Origin of the sequence: Curtobacterium sp. MCSS17_011 (genome assembly GCF_003224275.1) — a bacterium.
Classification (GTDB): domain Bacteria; phylum Actinomycetota; class Actinomycetes; order Actinomycetales; family Microbacteriaceae; genus Curtobacterium.
This window is the reverse complement of the sequence record NZ_QKLE01000012.1, coordinates 30142-53402: the sequence shown is the minus strand read 5'-3', so window position 1 is coordinate 53402 and position 23261 is coordinate 30142. Positions and strand designations below refer to the sequence as shown.

Annotated in this window: 23 protein-coding genes; 11 read left to right on the top strand and 12 right to left on the bottom strand. The window is 71.9% G+C overall.

Features of this window, described 5'->3' with window-relative positions:
* Positions 1-120: 120 nt before the first annotated feature.
* The 4 genes from DEJ17_RS10140 to DEJ17_RS10125 form a co-directional block, all read right to left on the bottom strand.
* Positions 121-906, bottom strand: coding sequence for an SDR family NAD(P)-dependent oxidoreductase (locus tag DEJ17_RS10140; RefSeq protein WP_110893554.1), 786 nt, complete (start codon positions 904-906; stop codon positions 121-123).
* Positions 906-1754: a fumarylacetoacetate hydrolase family protein gene (locus tag DEJ17_RS10135; RefSeq protein ID WP_110893552.1), complete on the bottom strand. Its 849-nt coding sequence runs from the start codon at positions 1752-1754 to the stop codon at positions 906-908. Before DEJ17_RS10135 ends, DEJ17_RS10140 begins: the two co-directional genes overlap by 1 nt.
* Before the next feature lie 42 nt (positions 1755-1796).
* Positions 1797-2711: an amidohydrolase gene (locus DEJ17_RS10130; RefSeq protein WP_110893550.1), complete on the bottom strand. Its 915-nt coding sequence runs from the start codon at positions 2709-2711 to the stop codon at positions 1797-1799.
* Positions 2712-2858: 147 nt separating this feature from the next.
* Positions 2859-3128, bottom strand: a complete 270-nt coding sequence (locus tag DEJ17_RS10125; RefSeq protein ID WP_110893618.1) for a glutaredoxin family protein — start codon at positions 3126-3128, stop codon at positions 2859-2861.
* A 74-nt stretch (positions 3129-3202) separates the two neighbouring features.
* Here DEJ17_RS10125 and DEJ17_RS10120 point away from each other — a divergent pair, with 74 nt between their 5' ends.
* The 7 genes from DEJ17_RS10120 (at position 3203) to DEJ17_RS10090 (ending at position 10409) form a co-directional block, all read left to right on the top strand.
* Complete coding sequence (locus DEJ17_RS10120) at positions 3203-4141, top strand: PrsW family intramembrane metalloprotease (protein ID WP_110893548.1); 939 nt, start codon at positions 3203-3205, stop codon at positions 4139-4141.
* Between the two features lie 37 nt (positions 4142-4178).
* Positions 4179-5951 carry an adenosylhomocysteinase gene (locus DEJ17_RS10115; RefSeq protein WP_110893546.1) on the top strand — a complete coding sequence of 591 codons (1773 nt, stop codon included), beginning with the start codon at positions 4179-4181 and terminating at the stop codon, positions 5949-5951.
* On the top strand, positions 5948-7333 hold the full coding sequence (locus tag DEJ17_RS10110) for an amidohydrolase family protein (RefSeq protein WP_110893544.1): 1386 nt from the start codon (positions 5948-5950) through the stop codon (positions 7331-7333). The genes DEJ17_RS10115 and DEJ17_RS10110 overlap by 4 nt, the downstream gene beginning before the upstream one ends.
* Positions 7330-7848 (top strand): cupin domain-containing protein, encoded by a 519-nt coding sequence (locus DEJ17_RS10105; RefSeq protein WP_258366751.1) that lies wholly within the window; start codon positions 7330-7332, stop codon positions 7846-7848. The genes DEJ17_RS10110 and DEJ17_RS10105 overlap by 4 nt, the downstream gene beginning before the upstream one ends.
* 83 nt (positions 7849-7931) lie before the next feature.
* The gene (locus DEJ17_RS10100) at positions 7932-8753 is read left to right on the top strand and encodes an ABC transporter substrate-binding protein (protein WP_110893542.1); all 822 of its coding nucleotides are present in this window, start codon (positions 7932-7934) and stop codon (positions 8751-8753) included.
* Between the two features lie 4 nt (positions 8754-8757).
* A complete protein-coding gene (locus DEJ17_RS10095; RefSeq protein ID WP_110893540.1) occupies positions 8758-9636 on the top strand; it encodes an amino acid ABC transporter permease in 879 nt (292 codons plus the stop codon).
* Complete coding sequence (locus DEJ17_RS10090) at positions 9633-10409, top strand: amino acid ABC transporter ATP-binding protein (protein ID WP_110893538.1); 777 nt, start codon at positions 9633-9635, stop codon at positions 10407-10409. Before DEJ17_RS10095 ends, DEJ17_RS10090 begins: the two co-directional genes overlap by 4 nt.
* On the opposite strand, the gene DEJ17_RS10085 is transcribed toward DEJ17_RS10090, so the two are convergent.
* Positions 10406-11371, bottom strand: coding sequence for an NAD(P)H-quinone oxidoreductase (locus DEJ17_RS10085; RefSeq protein ID WP_110893614.1), 966 nt, complete (start codon positions 11369-11371; stop codon positions 10406-10408). The two genes, DEJ17_RS10090 and DEJ17_RS10085, sit on opposite strands and share 4 nt — an antisense overlap.
* A 149-nt stretch (positions 11372-11520) precedes the next feature.
* Between DEJ17_RS10085 and DEJ17_RS10080 the strand changes: the two genes are divergently transcribed.
* Positions 11521-12009: a hypothetical protein gene (locus DEJ17_RS10080; RefSeq protein WP_110893536.1), complete on the top strand. Its 489-nt coding sequence runs from the start codon at positions 11521-11523 to the stop codon at positions 12007-12009.
* A gap of 85 nt (positions 12010-12094) precedes the next feature.
* On the opposite strand, the gene DEJ17_RS10075 is transcribed toward DEJ17_RS10080, so the two are convergent.
* The 4 genes from DEJ17_RS10075 to DEJ17_RS10060 all read right to left on the bottom strand — a co-directional run bounded on the left by DEJ17_RS10075 (position 12095) and on the right by DEJ17_RS10060 (position 15783).
* The gene (locus DEJ17_RS10075; protein WP_110893534.1) at positions 12095-12973 is read right to left on the bottom strand and encodes an aldo/keto reductase; all 879 of its coding nucleotides are present in this window, start codon (positions 12971-12973) and stop codon (positions 12095-12097) included.
* A gap of 67 nt (positions 12974-13040) precedes the next feature.
* Positions 13041-14288, bottom strand: a complete 1248-nt coding sequence (locus DEJ17_RS10070; protein WP_110893532.1) for an FAD-dependent oxidoreductase — start codon at positions 14286-14288, stop codon at positions 13041-13043.
* A gap of 144 nt (positions 14289-14432) precedes the next feature.
* Entirely contained in the window at positions 14433-14900 is a 468-nt protein-coding gene (locus DEJ17_RS10065) for a DUF6264 family protein (RefSeq protein ID WP_110893530.1), read from the bottom strand.
* Between the two features lie 10 nt (positions 14901-14910).
* Complete coding sequence (locus DEJ17_RS10060; RefSeq protein ID WP_027466565.1) at positions 14911-15783, bottom strand: CoA ester lyase; 873 nt, start codon at positions 15781-15783, stop codon at positions 14911-14913.
* Positions 15784-15967: 184 nt separating this feature from the next.
* Here DEJ17_RS10060 and DEJ17_RS10055 point away from each other — a divergent pair, with 184 nt between their 5' ends.
* A complete protein-coding gene (locus tag DEJ17_RS10055) occupies positions 15968-19795 on the top strand; it encodes an ATP-binding protein (RefSeq protein ID WP_110893528.1) in 3828 nt (1275 codons plus the stop codon).
* Positions 19796-20109: 314 nt separating this feature from the next.
* Positions 20110-20694, top strand: a complete 585-nt coding sequence (locus DEJ17_RS10050; protein WP_110893526.1) for a CDP-alcohol phosphatidyltransferase family protein — start codon at positions 20110-20112, stop codon at positions 20692-20694.
* Positions 20695-20793: 99 nt separating this feature from the next.
* Here DEJ17_RS10050 and mscL read toward each other — a convergent pair whose 3' ends face one another.
* From mscL to DEJ17_RS10035, 3 genes are all read right to left on the bottom strand, one after another.
* Positions 20794-21288: a large conductance mechanosensitive channel protein MscL gene (mscL, locus tag DEJ17_RS10045; protein WP_110893524.1), complete on the bottom strand. Its 495-nt coding sequence runs from the start codon at positions 21286-21288 to the stop codon at positions 20794-20796.
* Positions 21289-21366: 78 nt separating this feature from the next.
* Positions 21367-21657, bottom strand: coding sequence for an FmdB family zinc ribbon protein (locus DEJ17_RS10040; RefSeq protein WP_110893522.1), 291 nt, complete (start codon positions 21655-21657; stop codon positions 21367-21369).
* Position 21658: 1 nt separating this feature from the next.
* Positions 21659-22243: a 5-formyltetrahydrofolate cyclo-ligase gene (locus DEJ17_RS10035; RefSeq protein WP_071244110.1), complete on the bottom strand. Its 585-nt coding sequence runs from the start codon at positions 22241-22243 to the stop codon at positions 21659-21661.
* Between the two features lie 115 nt (positions 22244-22358).
* On the opposite strand from DEJ17_RS10035, the gene galU reads away from it, so the two are divergent.
* Positions 22359-23249: a UTP--glucose-1-phosphate uridylyltransferase GalU gene (galU, locus tag DEJ17_RS10030; protein ID WP_027466560.1), complete on the top strand. Its 891-nt coding sequence runs from the start codon at positions 22359-22361 to the stop codon at positions 23247-23249.
* Positions 23250-23261 lie beyond the last annotated feature (12 nt).

Below are 23261 nucleotides of genomic sequence, written 5' to 3'. Positions count from 1 at the left end.
TCGTCGGTCAACGACGCCACGTCACCACCTCCTGTGGACCCGGCCGCGTGCGGGACGGGACGTGCCGACGATACCCGGGACGGGCCTCCAGGCCGGTGCGGCGGAGCCGTGCAGCGACCATCAGGCCGGCCGCAGCCGGAGCGCCTGCATCCCGCCGTCCACCGCCAGCTCGACACCCGTCGTCGACCGGGCGAGCGGGCTCGTCAGGTAGGCGACCGCCTCGGCGACCTCCGCCGCCTGCACCAGGCGGCCGTGCGGCTGACGCGCCTCGAGCGCGGCGCGTTCGGCGGCCGGGTCGTCGGCGGACGACAGGAGCCGTGCGATCCACGGGGTGTCGGCGGTGCCGGGGTTGACGGCGTTGACGCGGATGCCCTCGCGGACGTGGTCGGCCGCCATCGCCCGGGTGAGTGCGGAGATCGCACCCTTCGTGGCGGAGTAGAGCGCGCGCTGGGGCAGTCCGGCGGTGGCCGCGACGGAGCACGTGTTGACGATGCTCGCGCTGTCGGAGGCCCGGAGGTGGGGGAGCGCGGCGCGGGACAGGCGCACGGCGCCGAGCACGTTGACCTCGTACACGCGGCGCCACTCGTCGTCGGTGTTGTCCTCGACCGTCCCCTGGGCGCCGATGCCGGCGTTGTTCACGAGCACGTCGAGACCGCCGAGCTGGTCGACGGCCGAGGCGACGGCGGCACGGACGGACCCGTCGGACGACACGTCGCAGGTGACGGAAACGAGTCCCTCGGCGGTGGACGGCTGCAGGTCGAGCACCGCGACCGCTGCGCCACGCTCCTGCAGTGCGGTCGCGATGGCCGCGCCGATGCCGGAGGCGCCGCCGGTGACGATCGCGCGGAGACCCGCGTGGGTGCCGGGCGTCCCGGTCGTGCCGGTCTGGTCGGTGGTGTCGGTCATCAGGCTGCTCCCACTGTCTGGCGCTGCGAGCCGAGCCCGTCGGCGGTGAGCTCGACCACGTCGCCGGGCCGCAGGTACGGCGCGTGCCCGGCGAGGGCGACCCCGGCCGGGGTGCCCGTGCTGATGACGTCGCCCGGGTACAGCACCATGAACTGCGACAGGTACCGGACGATCTCGACGGGTCGGAAGATCATGTCGGCGGTGGTGCCGTCCTGCCGTACCTCGCCGTTGACGGTGAGCCGGAGTGCGAGCGCCGCCGGGTCGACCTGGTCGGGTGTGACCAGCCACGGGCCGAGCGGGTTGAACGTCTCGCAGGACTTCCCCTTGTCCCACTGCCCGCCGCGCTCGAGCTGGAAGGCCCGCTCGGAGACGTCGTTCGCGATGGCGTAGCCGGCGATGCAGGCGCTCGCGGCCTCGTCGGAGTCGCAGTAGCGGGCGGTCCGCCCGATGACGACGGCGAGCTCGATCTCCCAGTCGGTCTTCTCGCTGCCGCGGGGGATCAGGACCTCGTCGTCCGGGCCGATCACCGTCATCGGGTCCTTCATGAACACGATCGGCTCGGTCGGGATCTCGGCACCGGTCTCGGCGGCGTGGTCGCGGTAGTTCAGGCCGATGCAGACGACCTTGCCGGGCCGTGCCACGGGTGCGCCGCGGCGCAGACCTTCGGCGTCGGGGAGCGCTCGGACGTCCCCGGCGCTGCGCGCGTGCCGGACGCGGGTGACCGGGTCGGACGCCAGGAACGCCCCGCTGATGTCGGTCGTGATCGGGCGGAGGTCGAGGACCTCGCCGTCGGAGTCGACCGCGACGGGGGTCTCGCCGCCCGCGGGGCCGAGTCGTGCGAACTGCATCGTTCCTCGCTCTCCGGCTGCACCAGCGCAACCAGAAACATCCTATGTCTGGTCCGGGGCTCCGACAAGGTTCCGGGTGCTGAGGTTCCTGCCGTGCAGGTAGGTGCGCTCCGCCGTCCCGCCGAGGACCGCCTGCCGTTCGTCCGGGGACAGGTCGCCCAGCGCTTCGGAGGTCCGCAACACGACGTCGTCGTACGTCGTGGCGAGCGTCGAGACCGGCCAGTCGGACCCGAACAGCGACCGCTCCGGGCCGAAGCACTCGATCACCTGCCGGGCGTACCGGTCGACGGGCTCCCGTCGCCACTCCGGGCCGGCCTCGGTGAACAGTCCGGACACCTTGCAGGCCACGTTCGGACGCACGGCGAAGTCGTCGATCCGGCCCGGCCACCCGGGGTCCCCGCCCGCGATGTCGGGTTTGCCGGCGTGGTCGAGGACGAACGACCCCTCGGGCACGGCGTCGAGCAGCGCGAGGGCAGCGCGGTGCTCGCGCGCGCGGACGAGCACGTCGAACACCAGGCCGGCGGCGGCCACGGCGCGGACCCCGCGGACGACCTCGGGCCGGGCGAGCCAGTCCGGGTCCGGTTCGTCCTGCGCCTGGTGCCGGATGCCGACCAGGCGGTTGCCGACCAGGGGGTTGCTGGCCAGCCGGTTGCCGGCCAGCCGGTCGCCGCCGGGTCGCGCGATGAGGGCGGCGAGCTGGTCGACGACGTCCGGGGCGGTCAGGTTCACCCAGCCGACGACCCCGGCGACCGGCTCGGGCTGCTCGAGGAGCCACGCGGTCTCGTCGGGGTCGTGCACGGCCTGCACGACGATCGTCCGGGCGACGTCGGTGCTCCGGACGGCGGCGCGCAGGTCGTCGACGTCGAACGGACGGCGGATCGGGGCGACCGAGTCGTCCATCCAGGGGTACGGCCGGTCGGCGGGGTCCCAGAGGTGGTGGTGAGCGTCGATGATCACGCGCTCATGATGCCCGATTCATCCGATGTCCGCTCGGCGGTCGCCGGTGCCGCCGGTGCGACGACCTTTCGCGCTCAACGACACCGCACGGACGCTGCGGCGCGTGAGGTGTCGCCGAGCGCGTGGAGTCGCAGCGGCCAACGCCGCTCAGACGACGCCGGAGGCCTCGAGCTCGGCCCGCAGCTCGGCGTCGGACGGCTCGACGAAGTGCTTGCCGTTCGGCAGCACCACGACGGGGATGTTCTTCCGGCCGCTGATCGCCTCGGCGCGGTCCGCCGCGGACAGGTCCTGCTCCACGTCGACGTACTCGTAGTCCACGCCGAGGGTGTCGAGCAGCGCCTTGGACCGACGGCAGTCGCGGCACCAGTCGGCACCGAACATGGTCACGCGGTCGGGGGCAGTCGTCGCTTCGCTCATGTGCAGAGAGTACGTCGGAGCACCGCCGGGCATTCCCGTGACGCTCCTCGCCCCCGCCGGAGCACGATGTGCCCATGAGCCTGCCCTGGGACACGCCCGTCGCACACCCCCACCACCGCCACGGCTGGTGGTGGAAGACCCTGCTCGTCGGCTTCGTGCTGTGGGTCGTCACGATCATCGTCACGGTGTCGACGCAGAACACGAACCTCGTGCCGACGATCATCCTGCTCGGCAGCTTCCTCGTGCCGTTCACCGTCGTGCTGTTCGTGATCGAACGGGTCACCGGCACGGTCAGCACCATGCAGCTCGTCACGGCGTTCTTCGTGGGCGGGATCCTCGGGGTGCTCGGGGCGTCGCTGCTCGAGGCCGACCTGGAGCAGGGAGTCGGGCTGTACCTGGTCGTCGGGTTCGTCGAGGAGTTCGTGAAGGGCGTCCTGCTCGTCGTCGTGGGGTGGCGCGTCCGCCCGAAGACGGCGAGGCAGGGTGCGCTGCTCGGCGCGACGATCGGTGCCGGGTTCGCCGCGTTCGAGTCCGCCGGCTACGCCTTCAACGCGGCGATCACGGCCCGGGGGATCGACCTGGCGTCGCTCCTGCAGACCGAGGTGGTCCGCGCGGTGCTGGCGCCGGTCGGACACGTGCTCTGGACCGCGATCCTCGGTGCGGTGCTGTTCGGCGCAGCCACCGGACGCGCTCGCTTCCGCTGGTCGTGGCCGCCGATCGTGGCGTACGTGGTGGTCTCGGTGCTGCACGGGCTGTGGGACGCCAACGGCACGATCGCCACGGTGATCGCGTTCGTCGTGTCCGGGGTCCCGTTCTCGGCCGCGCAGTACGGCATGGTCCCTGCGGCGGTCGGCGGGATCGTGACGACCGTCTACGTGATCGGGCTCGCGATCGTGAGCCTGATCGGGGTGGCCGTGCTCGTCGGTGTGCTCCGACACCACCGCGGGCGGACCCCGGCCGAGCCGGCGCCCGACGGCTGGGACACGACGCCCGGACCCGGCCACCTGCGCTGAGCCCGGTCGCCGCCGCCGGTCGCCCTACGATTGGCACATGCCGCCAGCACCCGACGCCGAGACGCTGGCCTGGGCCTCGGCGGCCGTCCGGCGCTTCGCCGCGGCGACCAACCTGCTCATCGCCGCACGCCGGTTCCGCATCGTCGGCGGTGACCCCCGTGACACCGACGCACTCCGGCGCCTGCTGACCGCACTCGGTGCCCGCGAAGCCGAGCCGCAGCAGCCGAACCAGCGCCAGCCGTCCGACCTCGTCGACCAGCTCTGGTGCCTCGGGACGCCCGACGAATCGACCCCCGCGGTCGAGCAGGCCGCCGACCGCCCGCGCGGCGCGACCCTGGTCGTCATCGACGCCGGCCGGTACATGCCCGCCGTCGACGAGGACGCCTTCGGCCCCGTCGCACCCGCCCGACCCGGCGTGCTCGCCGTCCCGATGCTGTCCGACGACGTCTTCCTCGTCTCCACCGGCCGCGACCCCGAGGACGACCCCGCGGCGGACGCCCGCCTGCGCTGGGCACGACGGTCGATGCCGGTCGCCCGCTCGGTCGCCGCCGAACTCCGCGACGGTGGACTCCTGCGCGGCACACGCATCGGCGTCGCGATGTTCCTCGAGCCCAAGACGGCGGTGCTGAGCCTGCTGCTCCGTGACGCCGGTGCCGAGGTCGTCGTCTACGCCCACGCCGACGAGACCGACGACGCCGTCGCCAGGGCACTGCGGTCCGCCGGACTGAGGGTCTTCGCGAGCAGCACGGCGACGCTCCCCGAGCAGAAGCAGCTGGCCCTCGCGATGCTCGACACCGCGCCGCACATCCTGCTCGACGACGGCTCGCACGTCATCCGGCTCGCCCACCAGGAACGCCCCGACCTGCTGCCGACGATGCTCGGCGCCGCCGAGGAGACCACGAGCGGCCTGCGGCCCCTGCGTGTGCTGGCAGCGCGCGGCGAGCTCGGCATCCCCGTGGTCGCCGTGAACGACGCCCGCACCAAGACGTTCTTCGACAACCGGTACGGCACCGGGCAGTCGACGGTGTTCGCGGTGCACGACCTGGTCGACGGGCTCGCGTCCGGTGCGCACCGGGTGATGCCGGGAGGCGCGGCGGTCGTCGCCGGGTTCGGGCACGTCGGCGAGGGGGTCGCCCTGGTGCTCGCCGCCCTCGGGTTCCGGGTGACGGTCGCCGAGACCGATCCGGTCCGCGCCCTGCAGGCGCGCTTCGCCGGGTACGCAGTGGTCCCGCTCGTCGAGGCGGTCCGCGACGCCGACCTCGTGATGAGCGCCACCGGCGTCCGGGACACCATCGACCTCGACGTGCTCCGTGCCTGCGCGGACGGTGCTGTCCTGGCCGTCGCCGGAGGGGTCGACCAGGAGATCGCCATCGACGACGCCCTCGCCGCCGGGGCCGAGCGCCAGAGCGTGGGGCCGAAGGCCGAGCGGTTCGTGCTCCCCGGGGCCGACGGCGGACCGATCGTCCTCGACGACGGCGGCTGCATCAACATCACCGCGGCCGAGGGCAACCCGGTCGAGATCATGGACCTGTCGTTCGCCGTGCAGCTCGGCGCCGTCCGGATGCTCCTCGAGCGCGGCGACGAGCTGGAGCGTGCCGTCGTGCCGATCGACCCCGCGGTCGACGACGTGACCGCCCGCGCGGCGCTCGCCGCGTTCGGGAGCCGACCCGTGCCTCTCCCCACCGGCACGGCCGAGCTGCCGCTGGCGCGTCAGCCCGGAACCGGCGGCGTGGGCCCAGTCCTTCCTGCCGAGCACCCTCGAGACCGCGAGCCGGACGTCCGGACCCACCGTTTCGGAGACCCGGCATGAGCGCCCAGCAGTCGCCCGTCACCGTGCACTCGGCGCGCGTCGTCGTCCCGATGACCGCGCCGCCGATCGCGGACGGCGCGGTGGCCGTGCAGGACGGCCGCATCCTGCACGTCGGCGACCGGTCGTGGGTGATCGACCAGCTCGCCGCGTCCGGCGCCACCTTCACCGAGCGGCAGTGGCGCGGTGCGCTGCTGCCGGGGCTCGTGAACGCACACTCGCACCTGCAGTACACCGGCATGGCCAGTGTCGGCCAGCGCCAGTACGACGGATTCGAGGACTGGGCCGCTGCGTTCAACGCCGACTACGCCGAACCACACGACTGGCGGGCCGAAGCGGCGGACGGTGCGCGGGCGTCGATCCTGGCCGGCGTGACGAGCATCGCGGACATCGTCACCGACATCGAGGCCTCCACCGCGCTGCAGGACGCCGGACTCGGCGGCATCGCGTACTGGGAGGTGATGGACTGGGAGAACGACGCCTGGCAGTCGCACGGTCGCGACCAGGTGCTCGACGAACTCGACCGGATCCCCACGACACCCGGTGCGGGCCTGTCGCCGCACGCGCCGTACTCCCTCGAGGTCGCCCCGCTGCTCGAACTCCCCGACATCGTGCGGCAGCGCGGCCTGCGGCTGCACCTGCACCTCGGCGAAGCGGCGTTCGAGGGGGAGCGCATCGCACTCGGTCCGGTCCCCGGGCTCGACGGGGTCGACGGCGTCGGGCACGGGAACGACTGGCACCTGGCGAACGTGCCGTCGTTCCGGGCGCTCCGGGCCCTCGGGTTCGGCGCCAGCGCGACCGCGTTCGTCGACCGCCTCGGTGTGCTCGGCCCGGACTGCCACATCGCCCACGGCGTCTACATGACCGCCGCGGACCGCGCGCTCCTGCGCGCCCGGGGCACCGCGGTGGCGCTGTGCCCCCGCTCCAACGCCGTCATCGGCCTCGACCCGCCGCCCGTCGCCGACTACCTGCGCGAGGGCAGCCCGATCGCGATCGGCACCGACTCCCTGTCGTCGTCGCCGTCCCTCGACCTGATGGCCGACGTCACCGCACTGCACCGGATCGCCCGCGCCCAGGGCTACGGGCACCGCGACCTGCACGAGCGGCTGCTCGCAGCGGCGACCCTCGGTGGTGCGCACGCGATGGGGCTCGCTGTCGGGCCGGACCGCATCGGGCACCTCGCCGTGGGGGCGCGCGCCGACCTGGCGGTCTTCGACGTCGATGCCCGCACCGTGCCGGACGCGCTCGCCGAGCTCGTCGAGGACGGCGCCGGGTGGGCTGCCGCCACCGTGATCCGTGGTGTGGTCCGCGCTGTCCACGGAGCACTGACCGGCCTGCCGACGCCGTCGGCCGCCATCCCCGATCGTCCCCAGGAGGAACGATGACCGAGTCCGCACCCCACCCCGGCATGGCCGCACGCCGAACCGTCACGGGTGAGCTGATCGAGTGGCTCGACGTGCCGAAGCGCGCGATCGCCCTCGGCATGGAACCGCACCCCGAGGGTGGCTGGTACGTCCGCACCTGGACCTCGCCGGCGACGGTCACCACCCCCGCAGGGGAGCGTCCCGCCGCCACGCTGATCCACTTCCTGCTGCCCCCGGGCGAGGCCTCCGCCTGGCACCGGGTCACGAGCGACGAGATCTGGATGTGGCACGGGCCGGACACCGTCGACCTGCAGCTCGGCGGCGACGGTGATGTCCCCGAGGCCGGCGCGACGATCACCCTCGGCCCGGACGCCGGACGTGACCGGGTGAACGACGCGCAGGCGTTCGTGCGCGGCGGGGTGTGGCAGCGGACGCTGCCGGGCGACGGCGAGGTGCTGCTGAGCTGCCTGGTGTCGCCGGGCTTCTCGTTCGACGACTTCACGATGGCCGACGATGGGGACTCTGCCGCCGAGTAGCCCCGCGACACCGTTTCGCATTGGTATCCCACCGCGAAGTACACTGCGACCTGCCCCCACCCCCCTCGCACGAAGGCCCGACCGTGACCCGTCCCCTCCGCTTCACCCTCGCCGTCGCCACCGCCGCGGTCGCCGCCCTCACCCTGTCGGCCTGCTCCGCCGGGGGCAGCAGCAACGCCGACGGCACCGTGACCGACGGCAAGCTCACGATCGCCACCGGTGACCCGGCCTACTCGCCCTGGGTCGAGGACAACAAGCCGCAGTCCGGCAAGGGCTTCGAGTCCGCCCTGGCCTACGCGGTCGCGAAGGAGATGGGCTACAGCAAGTCGGACGTCGTGTGGAAGCGCAGCACCTTCGACAGCGCCATCGCGCCGGGTCCGAAGGACTGGGACCTCAACGTCCAGCAGTTCTCGATCGACGCGAAGCGCAAGAAGGCCGTCGACATGTCGAGTGCGTACTACACGACGACACAGGCGGTCGTGACGACGTCCGGGTCGAAGGCCGCCGGCGACACCACGATCGCCGCGCTCAAGCAGGACGCGATCGGTGTCGCGACCGGTTCGACGAGCATCGCGAGCGTGAAGGACGTCCTCGGGGTCACCCCGCAGGTGTTCAACTCCAACGACGACGCCGTGCTCGCGCTCAAGTCGGGGCAGATCGACGCGATCGTCACCGACCTGCCGACGGCGTTCTACATGGCCTCGGCGCAGGTCGACGACGGCACCGTGTCCGCGCAGTTCCCGTCCGACGGCGAGGGCGACCAGTTCGGCTTCGTCCTGCCGAAGGACTCGGAGCTCACGAGCAAGGTCGACAAGGCCCTGCAGACCCTCGACGACGACGGCACCCTGCAGGACCTGCAGACGAAGTGGCTGTCGTCGGAGACCGGCACGCCGGTCCTGAAGTAACCGGATGACCCTGCCAGCAGGGGCCGGCACCCCGGTCGCCGCACCCGCGCCGAGCCAGGTCGAGCTCGAGCGTCGGCTCTACCGTCGACAGCGTGGCCGTCGCTCGGTCGTGCTGTCGGTCGTCTCCACCCTGGTCGTGCTCGCCGTCGTGTACTTCGGCGTCGTGAACACCCCCGGGTGGGCGGCGGTGCAGCAGTCGTTCTTCGACCCGGAGACCGCGGTCGACACGTTCCCGGACATCCTGCTGGGCCTCTGGTTGAACGTCCGGATCCTGTTCTTCAGCGCCATCGGCGTCGCCGTCTTCGGCACGCTGCTCGCGGTCGTCCGCGGCCTGCGCAACCCGGTGTTCTTCCCGCTGCGGATGCTCGCGACCGGCTACACGGACCTGTTCCGCGGCCTGCCGCTCATCATCGTGCTCTACCTGGTCGGCTACGGCATCCCCGGGCTCGGGGTGTTCCCGCGGCTCCCCGCCGAGGTCTGGGGCACGATTGCGATCACCCTGACCTACTCGTCCTACATCGCCGAGGTGCTCCGGGCCGGCATGGAGGCCGTGCACCCCTCGCAGCGCCTGGCCGCCCGGTCGCTCGGACTCTCGCACGCCAAGACCCTGCGGCTCGTGGTGCTGCCGCAGGCGATCCGCAAGGTCACGCCGGCGCTGATGAACGACTTCGTGTCGATGCAGAAGGACGTCGGTCTGGTGTCGATCCTCGGTGCCGTCGATGCGGTCCGCTCCGCCCAGATCGCGCAGGCCGAGACCTACAACTTCACGCCGTACTTCGTCGCCGGACTGCTGTTCGTGGTGATCAGCCTGCCGCTGATCCGCGTCACGGACGCGATCGCGCGTCGCCAGCAGCGGCGCGAGCAGATCGGAGGGACCGTATGAGCGAGGCCGGCCTGGAGGCCCGTGGTGCGACCGGTACGGACGCCGCGGTCCTCGAACTGCGCGGGGTGCGCAAGGCCTTCGGCGAGCACGAGGTCCTGCGCGGGATCGACCTGACGGTCCACCGCCACCAGGTCATCTGCGTCATCGGGGCCTCGGGCTCCGGCAAGTCGACGCTGCTCAAGACGGTCAACCTGCTCGAGGGCATCGACGACGGCGAGATCCTGCTGCAGGGCACGGACATCGCCGACCCGCGCATCGCCGTCGACGCCGTGCGGGCGCGCATCGGCGTGGTGTTCCAGCAGTTCAACCTGTTCCCGCACATGAGCGTGCTCGACAACGTCACGCTCGCCTCCCGCCAGGTGCACGGCATCGGACGAGCCCAGGCCGAGGACACTGCGCGCCGCCTGCTCGACCGGATCGGCCTCGCTTCGTTCGCCGACGCGTACCCCGACCGCCTGTCCGGCGGGCAGCAGCAGCGCGTCGCCATCGTCCGGGCGATCGCGTCGGACCCGGAACTCCTGCTGCTCGACGAGGTCACGAGTGCGCTCGACCCGCAGCTCGTCGGCGAGGTGCTCGACCTGGTCACCGAGCTGAAGCGGCAGGGTTCGACGATCCTGATGACAACGCACGAGATGCACTTCGCGCGGAACGTCGCCGACCGGATCGTGTTCCTGCACCGCGGCGAGGTCGTCGAGCAGGGGTCCCCCGCCGATGTCCTCGACCACCCGCAGCACCCGGCCCTCGTCGAGTTCCTGTCTCGCGTGCACGCCTAGGGCGTCAGCAGCACCTTGCCGATCACCTCGCCGTCGCGCACACGGCGGTGGGCCTCCTCGACCTCGGCCAGGGGCAGCACCGAGTCGATGACCGGGCGCACCCGGCCGTCGGCGACCAGCGGCCAGACGTTGTAGCGGACCGCCTCGACGATGGCGGCCTTCTCGGCGAGCGGCCGCGCGCGCAGGGTCGTGCCGCTGATCGTCGCGCGCTTCCGCATCAGCACCCCGAAGTCGAGTTCGGCGGTGCGGCCGCTGCCCGAGGCGATGACCGCGATGTGCCCGTTCGGGGCGAGGGCCTGCAGGTTCCGCTCCAGGTAGGACGGTCCGACGACGTCGAGCACCACGTCGACGCCGACCCCGTCGGTGAACGCCATGACGCGTTCCACGAAGTCCTCCGTGCGGTGGTCGATGACCAGGTCGGCGCCGAGGTCACGGGACGCGGTGACCTTGCGGTCACCGCCGCTCGTCGCGATGACCGTCGCTCCGAGGGCCTTCGCCCACAGCACCGCGTGGGACCCCATGCCGCCCGTACCGCCGTGCACCAGGAGCGTCTGCCCGGGGCGGAGCCCGGCGAGCATGCCGATGTTGGAATAGACGGTGCAGGCGGCTTCAGGGAGGCCGGCCGCCTCGACCAGGTCGACGCCCTCGGGGACCGGCAGCACCTGGGTGACCGGTGCGACAACGAGTGCCGCGTACCCGCCGCCGGAGAGCAACGCGCACACCCGGTCGCCCACCGCCACGGTCGTGACGCCCGCACCGACGGCCCGCACGGTGCCGGAGACCTCGAGGCCGAGGATCTCCGACGCTCCGGGCGGCGGCGGGTAGTTCCCGGCGCGCTGCTGCAGGTCGGCGTTGTTGACACCGGCCGCGGCGACCTCGATCAGGACCTCGTCCGTGCCGGGTTCCGGGTCGGGCAGGTCGGTGACGGACATGGAAGCGTCGTCGAACGTGATGGCTCGCATGCCCTCGACGGTACGCGCCACGTGCCTCCGGTCGGCTGCCGGTCGCCCACAACCGCCGCCGGTCTCCGTGTGGACGTTCCCTGTACGCTCGATGACGGATCTGCACCTCATCCGGGGGAGTGCGGACAGATCGAGGGGGACTCTCCACCATGCCCAAGAAGCTCATCGCGCTGGCCACCGCCAGCCTCGCACTCACGCTGCTCGCCGGCTGCTCGGGCGGCGACGGTGGCTCGTCCGACGGTGGCTCGTCCGGCGGTGGCTCGGGCTCGTCCAGCGCACCGTCGGCCTCGAAGACCGCCGCCGCAGCACCCGCCCAGACCAAGGGGGAAGCCTGCTCCCTGCTCGAGAACGAACTCGCGTCGTTCCTCAAGGAGCAGGGTTCGAGCTCTGCCCCGGCCGAGCCGAAGGCCCGTGCGGCGCTCGTCGACGAGTTCGTCCAGCGCATCGACTCGGCGCTGACGAAGGTCTCGAACGACCAGGTGCACGACACGTTCGAGGACTTCTCCGGCGCGGCGAAGGGCTACAGCTCCGCCATCCGCTCCGGCGCGGCCGAGGACTCCGCCGAGGTCACGAAGGCCCAGACCGAGGTGCAGACCACGCTCGACCAGGTCTCGGCGGTCTGCCCCGCCAAGAGCTGAGCGGCTGCCGTTGGGCACGGAACACGACGACGCCCCGCCCTCCTGCGAAGGAGCGGCGGGGCGTCGTGCATCCCGGGGGACCGCGTCAGGCGGCTGCCGCCTGCGACGCGTCGAGACGTGCGACGTCCTCCGGCCGCAGCCGCACGGTCGGCGCCGTGATCGAGTTCAGGATCGACTGCGGCCGCGACGCACCAGGGATCGGCACGACGACGTCGCTCTTCTGCAGCTCCCACGCCAGGGCGATGACCTGCGGGGTGACCCCGCGGTCACGGGCGATGTACGCGAAGTCCTCGAACGCCGTGCCGAGGTCCGCCGCGCTCCCGATGCCGCCGAGAGGGCTCCACGGCAGGAACGCGATGCCGAGCTCGTCGCACAGTTCGAGTTCGGGCTCGCTCGACCGGAACTTCGGCGAGTACTGGTTCTGCACCGACGCCAGTCGACCGCCGAGGACCTCGTTCGCGGTGCGGATCTGGTCGGGGTCGGCGTTCGAGATGCCCGCCATCCGGATGACGCCCTCGTCGAGCAGCTCGGCGAGCGCCCCGATCGAGTCGGCGTACGGCACGGCCGGGTCGGGGCGGTGGAACTGGTACAGGCCGATCTGCTCGACGCCGAGCCGCTTCGCCGAGGCCTTCGCCGCCTCCTTCAGGTACTCCGGGTGCCCGTTCTGCGCCCAGTTGCCGGTTTCGGGACGCAGGTGTCCGCCCTTCGTCGCGATGAGCACGTCCGAGGTGTCGTCGTGGAACTCCCGGACGGCCCGCGCGATGAGCTCCTCGTTGTGCCCCACCTCGTCGTGGCCGCCCAGGTGGTACGCGTCGGCGGTGTCGATGAGCGTGACGCCGTTCTCGAGCGCTGCGTGGATCGTGGCGATGGACTGACGCTCGTCCGGTCGGCCCTCGATCGACATGGGCATCCCGCCCAGACCGATGGCACTGACGGACACGTCTCCGATGACTCGTTGCTTCATCGGCCCAGCATGCGCCCGGCTCGGACGCCGACGCCCAGTTCCCACACCGACGCGCCACGAGCCTCGGTCATCGACGGGCCCACGGCGGTGCGTGTTCCGGCAGCGGACCGAACGCGATGCCGCGGGCGTAGAGCCCTCGGACCGGCGGGACCCAGCGGGCGAGCAGCACCGGGAGCAGCGGCGGACCGTCCTGCAGGTGTCCGGCGAAGGCGCGCTCGAACACGACCCGGTGCAGCACCGCCTGCGCGGCCTGCACCAGGGCGGCGGGCGGGGTCCGGCGACGCTGGACGGCTGCGAGCGCATGGTCGAGTCCCGCACCACGGAGCCCCCGTCGGAGCGCCGGCACCAGGATCGTCGCGGTCGCCACGGCGTCCTGCACCGCGAGGTTGATGCCGACCCCGCCAGCCGGTGACATCGCGTGCGCGGCGTCCCCGATGCAGAGCAGCCCCGGACGCCACCACCGGCGCAGGCGGTCCATGCGGACGTCGAGCACGTGCACGTCGTCCATCGAGGCGATCGCGTCGACCCGGTCCGCGAAGTCCGGTCGGAGCCGCGCCACACGGGCCCGGAAGGCCGTCACCCCTGCAGTGCGCAGTGCCGGGTCCGAACCCTTCGGCGCGAAGTACGCGACCTGGTGGTACTCCGGCCGCGGGAAGCTCAGCAGCACGTCCCGGTCCGAGAACGCGGGGGTGAGGGCGCTCGCCGCGTCCCCGGGGTGCCTGGGCAAGCGGAACCACCAGGTGTCGAACGGCACCCGGAACGCACGCGGCACGAGCCCGGCGGCGTGACGCAGCACCGAGTTCCGCCCGTCGCAGGCGATCACGACGTCGGCGCGGAGTTCCTCGCGTTCGCCGGTCCCGTCCCTCGGCTGCAGGTGGACCCCGGTCACGACCCCGTTCTCCTCGATGAGTCCGGTCGCCGCGAGGCCCATCGAGATGCGGAACGACGGTTCCTGACGGGCGGCGGTCACGAGCAGGTCGAGCAGGTCCCACTGCGGCACCATCGCCACGTGGTCGTACGGAGGGGCGAGGCGCGAGAAGTCGCCGAGCAGCAGCCGGGAACTGTCCGGCATCGGCAGCGAGAAGTCGTCGAGGCGTGACTGCGGCAACGCCCGGAACGGCGCACCGAGTCCGAGTTCGTCGAGCAGACGGATGGTCGAGGCGTGCACCGTGTCGCCCCGGAAGTCCCGGTTGAAGTCGTCGTGCCGCTCGAGCACGCGCACGTCGATGCCGGCGCGGGCGAGCAGCAGCCCGAGGACGACCCCTGCGGGGCCGCCGCCGACCACCGCGACCGTCGTCCGCGACACCGTCACCATGCCCGGGACGCTACCCCGGTGCGGACTGGAGGCGCGTGGCGGGCCCGCCCCGCGCCTCCAGGCTGGAACGCACACGCGTTCTCCGACAGGACACGCGTCGAACGACGCGTGTCCTGTCGGAAGCGTGGCGTCGGTGTGCGCCGGTCAAACGCTGGCGGACACCGACGACGAGGCGGCACCGCTGTCGACGGCGTTCGCGAACACGACCCCGCCCCAGGCGATGACGATGATCGCGAGCACGAAGCCGATCGCCGCGATCCACCACGACGGCTTCCGTCGGACCCACGCGCCGATCGACAGCACGATGGTCGCGACCCCGATGACGAAGGCGCCACCGACCGCGATGGCCGCGCCACCGAAGTAGCCGCCTGGCGAGCACCCTGCCCCCGCGTCGCACGACGTCGTGGCCGAGGCGACCGCGATGATGCCGACGACCGTCGTGATCGCGGTCATGACGGCACCGAAGACCAGGAGCAGCACCGTCGAGATCCGGTCGGCGAGCTTCGCCGGCGGGAACAAGGTGGTGCCACCGCGCTCCCAGGCCGCGCGCTGCGCGTCCGTGGGACCGGAGGAGGACTGCGGCGGAGGGCCGGGGACGTTGGACCAGGTCATGCGTGCAGTCCTACCGCGCCTCGACCCCGAACGCCTGTGCGAGCCGCTGGATCTTCTGCGCGCGACCGAGCCGCGGCAGGTCGGAACCGTCGCGGATGACCCGGCCGCGGGCCTCGAAGTCGTCGAGGAAGTCCTGCGCCCAGGCGACGTCGGTCGGCGTGGGGGAGATGACCTCGTTGATGACGGGGAGCTGCTCGGTGTCCAGGCAGAGCTTGCCGGTGAGGCCGAGCGACACGGCCACCTGCGACTGCTCGCGCAGGATCGGGTGCGACGACCCGACCGTGGGTCCGTCGATCGGACCCGGCAGGTCGCCGACGCGCGAGGCGACGACCAGCTTCGACCGCGGGTACGCCATCGCGAGCGTGTCGGCGCTGGTCCCGGTGTCGCGGCGGTAGTCGCCGGAACCGAAGGCCAGACGGAACGCGCCCTGCGCCTTGGCGATCGACACGGACTCCTCGATGCCCAGGGCCGACTCGACGAGGGCGATCACCGGCGTCTGGCCGCCGAGCCGGTGCCAGGTGTCGGTGACCTGGGCGGGGGACTCGGTCTTCGCGAGCATGACGCCCTGCAGCCCGGGCAGGCCGCGGAGCTCCTCGACGTCGTCCGCCCAGAAGTCCGTCGTGACGTCGTTGATGCGCACCCAGGCCTCGCCGCCGCCGGCGAGCCAGGCGGCGACGCCCTGCCGGGCCGAGGGCTTCGCGGCGGGGTCGACGGCGTCCTCGATGTCCAGGATGATCTGGTCGGCGCGGGAGCGCTGGGACTTGTCGAACCGGTCGGTGGCGGTGCCGGAGACCAGCAGCCACGACCGCGAGATCTCGGCGGGGACCGATCGACGCCGGTTCGGCGTGGGGGCGGACGGAGTGGTGCGGTCGTCGATGGCCATGCCCCGTTGGTACCACACCGGACGGGGCTGCCGTCGGATCGGACGCGCCGCACGTCGGGTCCAACGCGGCACACGTCGGGTCGGACGGCGGTCACGTCCTTGCGGAAACCCCGAAACCTCGGTTCATTGCCAGAGAGGCCGTCCTCTTCCGCCTACAGTGTCGGATGTGTGGCGAGCGGACAGGGTGACCGACGGTGAGGACGACGTGAACGACGACGTCCCCGTCGAGGGCGCCCGCGCGCGCCCCGACGACGACCGAGACGAGCAGCAGGACGTGGACCAGGAACGGACCGACGACGAGCCGGACCGCACGCTCCGCCCGGAGCTGCAGATGACGAGCCCGCAGGCGATCAGCCTGGGCGATCCGCGGTTGCAGGCCGGCAACGCGGCCGAACCGACGTGGGACGGCTGGCGCACCCAGTTGACCGGGGTCGGCGGCACGAGCCCGCTCACGCACTTCAGCGACCACCCGCGCGCCCGCATCGAGCTCTCGACCACCCACCCGGGCGGTCTCGCGCAGTTCATCACCGGCAAGACGACCCTGCTGTCCAGCCTGATCCGCGACGAGGTGGCGCTCCGTGCCGCCCGCGTGGCCGCCGGACACGTCGAGGCGAAGGGCACCGAGCTCGCCACCGTGCGCGGCATCGACGCCGTGAAGCTCGGCATCGGCATGGCCGACTGGAAGCACGGCGACGAGCAGTTCCGCGGCCCGGTGCTCCTGCGCCCCCTGGCGATCCGTCGCCACGGACGCGACTTCGAGGTGCGCCTGCTCGGCGAACCGGTGCTCAACCCGGGCCTCGCCGACGCGCTGCACGAGCAGTTCGGGGTGATCCTCGACGCGCAGTCCTTCGTGGCGCTCGCGCAGCAGGACGGCTCGTTCACGCCGAACCCCGTCATCGACCGCCTGCGTGGCCTGACCGCGCACATCCCCGGCTTCTCGGTGCACGCCCGACTCGTGGTGTCGACCTTCGCCGAGGTCGCGACCGGCATGGTCGAGGACACCGGCGACCTGTCGCACCCCGTGCTCGATGCCCTTGCCGGCAACCCGAGCGCGAAGTGGCAGGTCGAGCAGTCCTACCACCCGGTCGAGCAGACCCCGTCGGACGAGCGCAGCCCGGAGACCGACACGCTCCTGCTCGACGCCGACGACGAGCAGGAGAACGTGATCGCGCAGATCACCGCCGGCAACTCCATCGTCGTGAAGACCCTGCCCGGCACCGGTGGCACCCAGACCATCGTGAACGCCCTGGGCGGCCTGGTCGCCGCGAACAAGCGCGTGCTCGTCGTGAGCCCGCGCCGCGCCACCCTGCGGGGCATCGCGGCCCGCTTCGGCGAGGTCCAGCTGCCCGGGGTCGCGGTCACGCCGTCGACCCTGCGCCGTGACGTCGTCCGTGCCATCGCCCGGAACGAGAAGGCCGCGCGCCCGAACCTGCGCGAGGTCGACGACGCCCTGGTCCGCCTGCGCAAGGTGCTGAAGGACTACCGCGGCTCGCTCACCCGCAAGGACCCCGACTTCGGCGTCTCGGTGCTCGACTGCCTGGTGGAGCTCTCGCGCCTGTCGCTGCTGCCCGTCGCACCGTCGACGACCGCGCGCTTGTCGAAGACCTCCGTCGCGAGCATGGTCGAGGGCCGCTCGCGCGTCGCCGAGACGATGGTCAGCGCCGCGAACCTCGGTGAGTTCCGCTACGGCCCCGACGACTCGCCCTGGTACGGCGCGAAGTTCGGTTCGAGCGACGGTGCCCAGCGTGCGCACCGCATCGCGAAGGACCTCGACGCCGACGGCCTGCCGACCCTGCTCCGCCGCGCCCACGACCTGGTGAGCTCGACGCACATGCGCCAGTTCACGACGATCAACGAGCTCGGCATCTACCTGCGCCTGCTCACCGAGATCCGTGACACGCTCGACCGCTTCCTGCCGGTGGTCTTCGACCGGTCGGTGTCCGAGCTCGTGGCCGCCACCGCCCCCCGCGGCGAAGGCGCTCCGATGTCGTCGACGAACCGTCGCCGGCTCAAGAAGCTCGCTCGCGAGTACGTCCGGCCGGGCGTGCACGTGTCCGACCTGCACGAGGCCCTGACCCGCGTCCAGCAGCAGCGGGTGCTCTGGCAGCGCTACGTCGCCGCCGGGGTGAACCCCGAGGTGCCCACGGGCATCGCCGACGTCCAGGTGCTGTTCTCGAACGTCGCCGAGGACCTGGCGCGACTCGACGAGCCGCTGGGTCGCACCGAGCGCGACCGCCAGCTCGCGAACACCCCGGTCGACCAGCTCGTCCCGACCATCGCCGAGCTCGCCGCCGAGTCCGACGTCCTGCACAACCTGCAGGAGCGCACCGAACTCATGCAGACCCTGCGCGACCTGCAGCTCGAGCCGCTCATCACCGACCTGGCGAACCGGCACGTGCCGGACGTGCAGGTGCCGGCCGAGCTCGAGCTCGCCTGGTGGCAGTCCGCCCTCGAGACCATGCTCGAGTCCGATCGGGCCCTGCTCGGCGCGAACACCGACATGCTCGACCGGGTCGAGGCCGACTTCCGTCTGGTGGACGACGCCCACGCGGCCGGGGTCTCCCAGGGCCTGGCGTGGCAGCTCGCCGAGAACTGGAAGGTCGGTCTCGTCGACTGGCCCGAAGAGGCGACCGCGCTGAAGTCCCAGCTCCGCGACGGCGCGATCACCTCGCGCCTGCTGCAGGACTCCGCACCGCACCTGTCCCGGTCGATCGCACCCGTCTGGCTCGCCAGCCCGTACGAGGTGCCGCAGATCGCCGACACGATGCCCTTCGACACCGTGATCCTGGTCGACGCCGGCGCCGTGACGATCGCCGAGACCGTCGGTGCCGTCCGTCGTGCCCGGCAGACCGTCGTGTTCGGCGACCCCGTCACCCAGACGCCGTCGCCGTTCCGCATCGCCGTGGACCCCGAGCACCGGGCGCTGCAGGTCGACGAGGGCACGCTCGACGCGTTCCACGCCGACTCGGCACTGGCGAAGCTGTCCACCCTGCTGCCGACCCTGTCGCTGTCGCGGTCGTACCGCGCCGGCGGCGAGGACCTGGCCGAGCTCGTGAACCGTCGCTTCTACGGCGGCAAGATCGAGTCCCTGCCGTGGGCCGGCTCGTTCCTCGGCCACGGCTCGATCGCGCTCGACTACGTCAGCGACGGCAAGGCCGTGCCGGACCCCGAGTCCGGTGCCGTCGAGAGCGTCGACGCCGAGGTGGACCGCGTGGTCCGGCTCGTCATCGACCACGCCCGCACCCGCCCGACCGAGTCGCTCATGGTCATCACGGCATCGGCGAAGCACGCCGTGCGCGTCGAGCAGGCCGTGCTGACCGCCGCCCAGGGCCACAAGGACCTGACCGAGTTCGTCATCGGCGACCGTGCCGAGCCGTTCATCGTGGCGACGCTCGAGCAGTCGGTGGCGCAGAGCCGCGACCGCGTCGTGTTCTCCATCGGCTACGGCCGCACCCCGCACGGCCGCGTGCTGCGCGACTTCGGTCCGCTCGGCAAGCCCGGCGGCGAACGGCTGCTGGCGGTCGCGATGACCCGTGCGCGGCGCTCGATGGTCATCGTCACCTGCTTCCAGCCGTCGGACATCGAGGCCGAGCGCATGGGCCACGGCACCGTCGCCCTCGCCGAGATCCTGGCCGAGGTGCGCGCCCGTACCACCGCCGAGTACGTGCCGGACGACTCCGACCCGCTGCTCGTCGACCTGGCCCGGCGCCTCGAGATGCGCGGCATCCCGGTCGCGCTCGGCCACCGCGGCAAGCTCGGCCTCGTCGCCGCGCACGGCGGGGTGTGCGTCACGATCGAGACCGATGCGTCGCTCGTCAAGGGATCGCTGCGCGAGTCCCTGCGCCTGCGCCCCGAGGTGCTCCGCCGACTCGGCTGGCACTACGTGCGCGTGCACGCGTTCCAGCTGTTCTCCGACCCGGACCGCGTCGCCGACACCGTCGCCGCCGTGCTCGGTGTCGACCGCGGCGCCACGCAGGAGATCTCGATCCCCCCGATCCCCGCCCGGCGATGACGTCTCGGCCGAGCCGCCGGGCCTCGCGGCCCGCCGGTCCGGTGACGCCGGAGACGGACCAGCTGGTGGGCACGTGGACGCGGGCCGACGACGGGTCGTCAGCCGCGCCTCCCGTCCGTCCCACCGCTGACGGGGGCGAGACGGCGGACCAGCCGGGAGGCCCGGTGCGGCGCCGCAGACGCGTCACCACCCAGCCAGTGGCGGGCTACGACCCGGCACCGCCGCCGGAGCCGGCGCGGCACCGCGACGGTGAGAACGACGACCAGCTCCGACGCGACGTCCCCCCGCACTGGTAACCGGTAGCCTGGCCCGTGATGACTGAGACCGCGCGACAGCGCCCCGACTGGCAGACCTGGCCGAACCTGATCACGCTGTTCCGCCTCGTGCTGATCCCGGTGTTCATCGGCCTCGTCGTCGCCGGCCACCCGGGGTGGGCGCTCGTCGCCCTCGTCGTGATCGGCGTGAGCGACTGGGCGGACGGCTTCATCGCCCGCAAGTTCGACCAGGGGTCCAAGCTCGGCAAGGCCATCGACCCCGTCGCCGACCGCCTCGCCATCATCGCGATCGTGCTGTCCCTGGTGCTCGTCGGCCTGCTGCCCTGGTGGGTGGTGGCGGTCGTGGTGCTCGTCGACCTGGTGCTCGTCGTCCTGTCGAGCGTGCTGTTCCACGGCAACCCGGACCTCGACGTCACGTGGACGGGCAAGATCCGCTCCGCTCTGCTGTTCGTCGGGCTGCCGGTGCTGCTGTTCTCCGCGGTGCACACCGTCGACGAGAACGCGCCGTGGGTCCGGGTCGTCGCCCTGGTGTTCGTGTACCTCGGCACCGCGGGCCACGTGCTCGCCGGCGCCCAGTACGCCGTCGCGATGTTCGCGAAGCGCCGCGCGGTCCCCGCCGCCTGACGCGGCCGCCCCCTCCGCAAGACACCGGTGTTCGCGCTGCGCACCGCGGTTTGCGGGTGTGCAGCGCGCGAACACCGGTGTCTTGCGACGGCCCCCAGGCTAGAGCTTCGTCGAGCCGCCGATGCCGGGCCCCTCCGGAGCGTTCGACGGGGCGATGTGCGCCCCCGTGCTGGTCGCGCCGCCGTTCTGCGGGCGGAGCAGGTCGCGGATCTCGAGCAGCACCTCGACGTCGGTCGGGGGGACGTCCTGCGGGGTCTGCTGCTCGTCGTTCTTGACGCGCTCGAACGCCGCCTTCTTCAGGTGGTTGACGGGCACGACGAGCGCGAAGTACACGACCGCGGCGACGATGACGAAGTTCAGGACGGCGCCGATGATCGCGCCGAACATCAGCTTCGCGTCACCCCCGGAGATCGTCGGGATGTGCACGATGAGCGCCTTGTCGAGGCTCGACGCGTTGAACAGCGCACCGATGAGCGGGTTGATCAGGGCGTTGACGATCGTGGTGACGATCGCGGTGAACGCCGCACCGATGACGACTGCGACGGCCAGGTCGATGACGTTGCCGCGGAGCAGGAACTCCTTGAAGCCCTTCATGCGAGGGTCTCCTTCCGGGTCGAGGACGGCCGCCGAGTGGCGACGCGCCCCAACGTATCCGCCAGAGCGCAGACCCCGTCAGGACGCGGCGGGCTTCGAGCCGCTGGGCTTCGACTCGGTCTTCCCCGCCGGCTCGGACTTCTTCGGCTCGGACTTCGCGGGGGTGCTCGACGAGCCCTCGGACTTCGGGGCCGGGCGTGAGTCGGTGCGGTAGAAGCCGCCACCGTTGAAGGTCACGCCGACCGGGGAGAACACCTTGCGCAGGACGCCGCCGCACACCGGGCACTCCGTCAGGGTGGCGTCGGAGAAGGACTGCTTGATGTCGAACGCGTTGTCGCACTCGGTGCAGCGGTACGAGTAGGTGGGCACGTCAGCTCCGGAACGTGATGATGCGCGACGGCGTGATGATGCCGTCAACGGGTTCGTCGTGGGGTTCGCGCGGGACCTCGTCGAGGTACTCCGCGTCGAAGATCACAGCATAGACGGGCGGACGGTTCGCCATGGACCCGAGGGTCTTGTCGTAGTAGCCGCGCCCCCAGCCCATGCGGACGCCGTCGTGCCCGACCGCCGCCGCCGGGGCGAGGATCGCGTCGACGTCGTTGATCGCGAGCGGGGACAGGACCTCGCCGACGACCTCGGGCAGGCCGAGCAGGCTCTCGGTCTCGCTCTCGCCGTCACCCACGGCCCAGTCGAGCAGCCCGTCCTCGCGGGTGACGGGCAGCAGCACACGGATGCCCTGCCCGAACGCCCAGTTCAGGAACGGCCGGACGTTCGGCTCGTCCGGCGCGGACAGGTACAGGGCGAGGGACGTCACCTGGCGTTCCTCGACGAAGCGCTGCAGGGTCGCGGTCAGGGTCTGGGTGTCCGCGTCACGTTCGGTCGTGGTCCGGGTGCGCCGCCGCTGCCGGAGTTCGGCTCGCAGGGCGCGCTTCTCGTTCCCGAGATCGGCGATCATGCGCAGGAGTCTACCGAGGGGGTACGGTTGCGGCTTCCCGCCGGGAACGCGCGGGGTCCCGTGTCCCCCGGAGCGACGACATGCCCTCGAAAGGGGGATCGGATACGGTCTGACCATGGGCTTCCAGATTTCGAAGGCGGTGATCCCGGCCGCAGGGCTGGGTACCCGCTTCCTCCCCGCGACCAAGGCGATGCCGAAGGAGATGCTCCCCGTCGTCGACAAGCCGGCCATCCAGTACGTGGTGGAAGAGGCTGTCGGTGCGGGGCTGACCGACGTGCTGATGATCACCGGGCGCAACAAGAACGCGCTCGAGAACCACTTCGACCACGTGTCGGAGCTCGAGGAGACCCTCCGCAAGAAGGGCGACCACGAGAAGCTGCAGAAGGTGAACCAGTCGACGGACCTCGCCGACATGCACTACGTGCGCCAGGGTGACCCGCTCGGCCTCGGCCACGCGGTGCTCCGCGCCAAGATGCACGTCGGCCGCGAGCCGTTCGCCGTGCTCCTCGGTGACGACATCATCGACGCCCGTGACCCGCTGCTCCAGCGCATGATCGAGGTTCAGGGTGAGAAGAACGCCACCATCGTGGCCCTGCTCGAGGTCCCCGAGTCGCAGACCCACCTGTACGGCATCGCCACGGTCGAGCCGACCGACACCGACGACGTGGTGAAGATCACCGGGCTCGTCGAGAAGCCCCCGCAGGGCGAGGCGCCCTCGAACCTGGCCATCATCGGCCGCTACGTCATCCGTCCCGAGGTCTTCGACGTCCTCGAGAAGCAGGAGCCGGGCAAGGGCGGCGAGATCCAGCTGACCGACGCGCTCATGAAGATGGCGAGCGCCGAGGAGTGGACCGGCGGCGTGTACGGCGTCGTGTTCCGTGGACGCCGGTACGACACCGGTGACAAACTCGACTACATCAAGGCGATCGTGCAGCTCGCCTCGGACCGCGATGACCTCGGCCCCGACCTCAAGTCGTGGCTGAAGGAGTTCAACGCGGGCGAATAGTCGGCCATCCCG

Coding starts and splice junctions, on each gene's coding strand:
- DEJ17_RS10140 (WP_110893554.1), bottom strand. CDS start 906: ATGACCGACACCACCGACCAGACCGGCACGACCGGGACGCCCGGCACC.
- DEJ17_RS10135 (WP_110893552.1), bottom strand. CDS start 1,754: ATGCAGTTCGCACGACTCGGCCCCGCGGGCGGCGAGACCCCCGTCGCG.
- DEJ17_RS10125 (WP_110893618.1), bottom strand. CDS start 3,128: ATGAGCGAAGCGACGACTGCCCCCGACCGCGTGACCATGTTCGGTGCC.
- DEJ17_RS10120 (WP_110893548.1), top strand. CDS start 3,203: ATGAGCCTGCCCTGGGACACGCCCGTCGCACACCCCCACCACCGCCAC.
- DEJ17_RS10115 (WP_110893546.1), top strand. CDS start 4,179: ATGCCGCCAGCACCCGACGCCGAGACGCTGGCCTGGGCCTCGGCGGCC.
- DEJ17_RS10110 (WP_110893544.1), top strand. CDS start 5,948: ATGAGCGCCCAGCAGTCGCCCGTCACCGTGCACTCGGCGCGCGTCGTC.
- DEJ17_RS10105 (WP_258366751.1), top strand. CDS start 7,330: ATGACCGAGTCCGCACCCCACCCCGGCATGGCCGCACGCCGAACCGTC.
- DEJ17_RS10095 (WP_110893540.1), top strand. CDS start 8,758: ATGACCCTGCCAGCAGGGGCCGGCACCCCGGTCGCCGCACCCGCGCCG.
- DEJ17_RS10090 (WP_110893538.1), top strand. CDS start 9,633: ATGAGCGAGGCCGGCCTGGAGGCCCGTGGTGCGACCGGTACGGACGCC.
- DEJ17_RS10085 (WP_110893614.1), bottom strand. CDS start 11,371: ATGCGAGCCATCACGTTCGACGACGCTTCCATGTCCGTCACCGACCTG.
- DEJ17_RS10080 (WP_110893536.1), top strand. CDS start 11,521: ATGCCCAAGAAGCTCATCGCGCTGGCCACCGCCAGCCTCGCACTCACG.
- DEJ17_RS10075 (WP_110893534.1), bottom strand. CDS start 12,973: ATGAAGCAACGAGTCATCGGAGACGTGTCCGTCAGTGCCATCGGTCTG.
- DEJ17_RS10070 (WP_110893532.1), bottom strand. CDS start 14,288: ATGGTGACGGTGTCGCGGACGACGGTCGCGGTGGTCGGCGGCGGCCCC.
- DEJ17_RS10065 (WP_110893530.1), bottom strand. CDS start 14,900: ATGACCTGGTCCAACGTCCCCGGCCCTCCGCCGCAGTCCTCCTCCGGT.
- DEJ17_RS10060 (WP_027466565.1), bottom strand. CDS start 15,783: ATGGCCATCGACGACCGCACCACTCCGTCCGCCCCCACGCCGAACCGG.
- DEJ17_RS10050 (WP_110893526.1), top strand. CDS start 20,110: ATGACTGAGACCGCGCGACAGCGCCCCGACTGGCAGACCTGGCCGAAC.
- mscL (WP_110893524.1), bottom strand. CDS start 21,288: ATGAAGGGCTTCAAGGAGTTCCTGCTCCGCGGCAACGTCATCGACCTG.
- DEJ17_RS10035 (WP_071244110.1), bottom strand. CDS start 22,243: ATGATCGCCGATCTCGGGAACGAGAAGCGCGCCCTGCGAGCCGAACTC.
- galU (WP_027466560.1), top strand. CDS start 22,359: ATGGGCTTCCAGATTTCGAAGGCGGTGATCCCGGCCGCAGGGCTGGGT.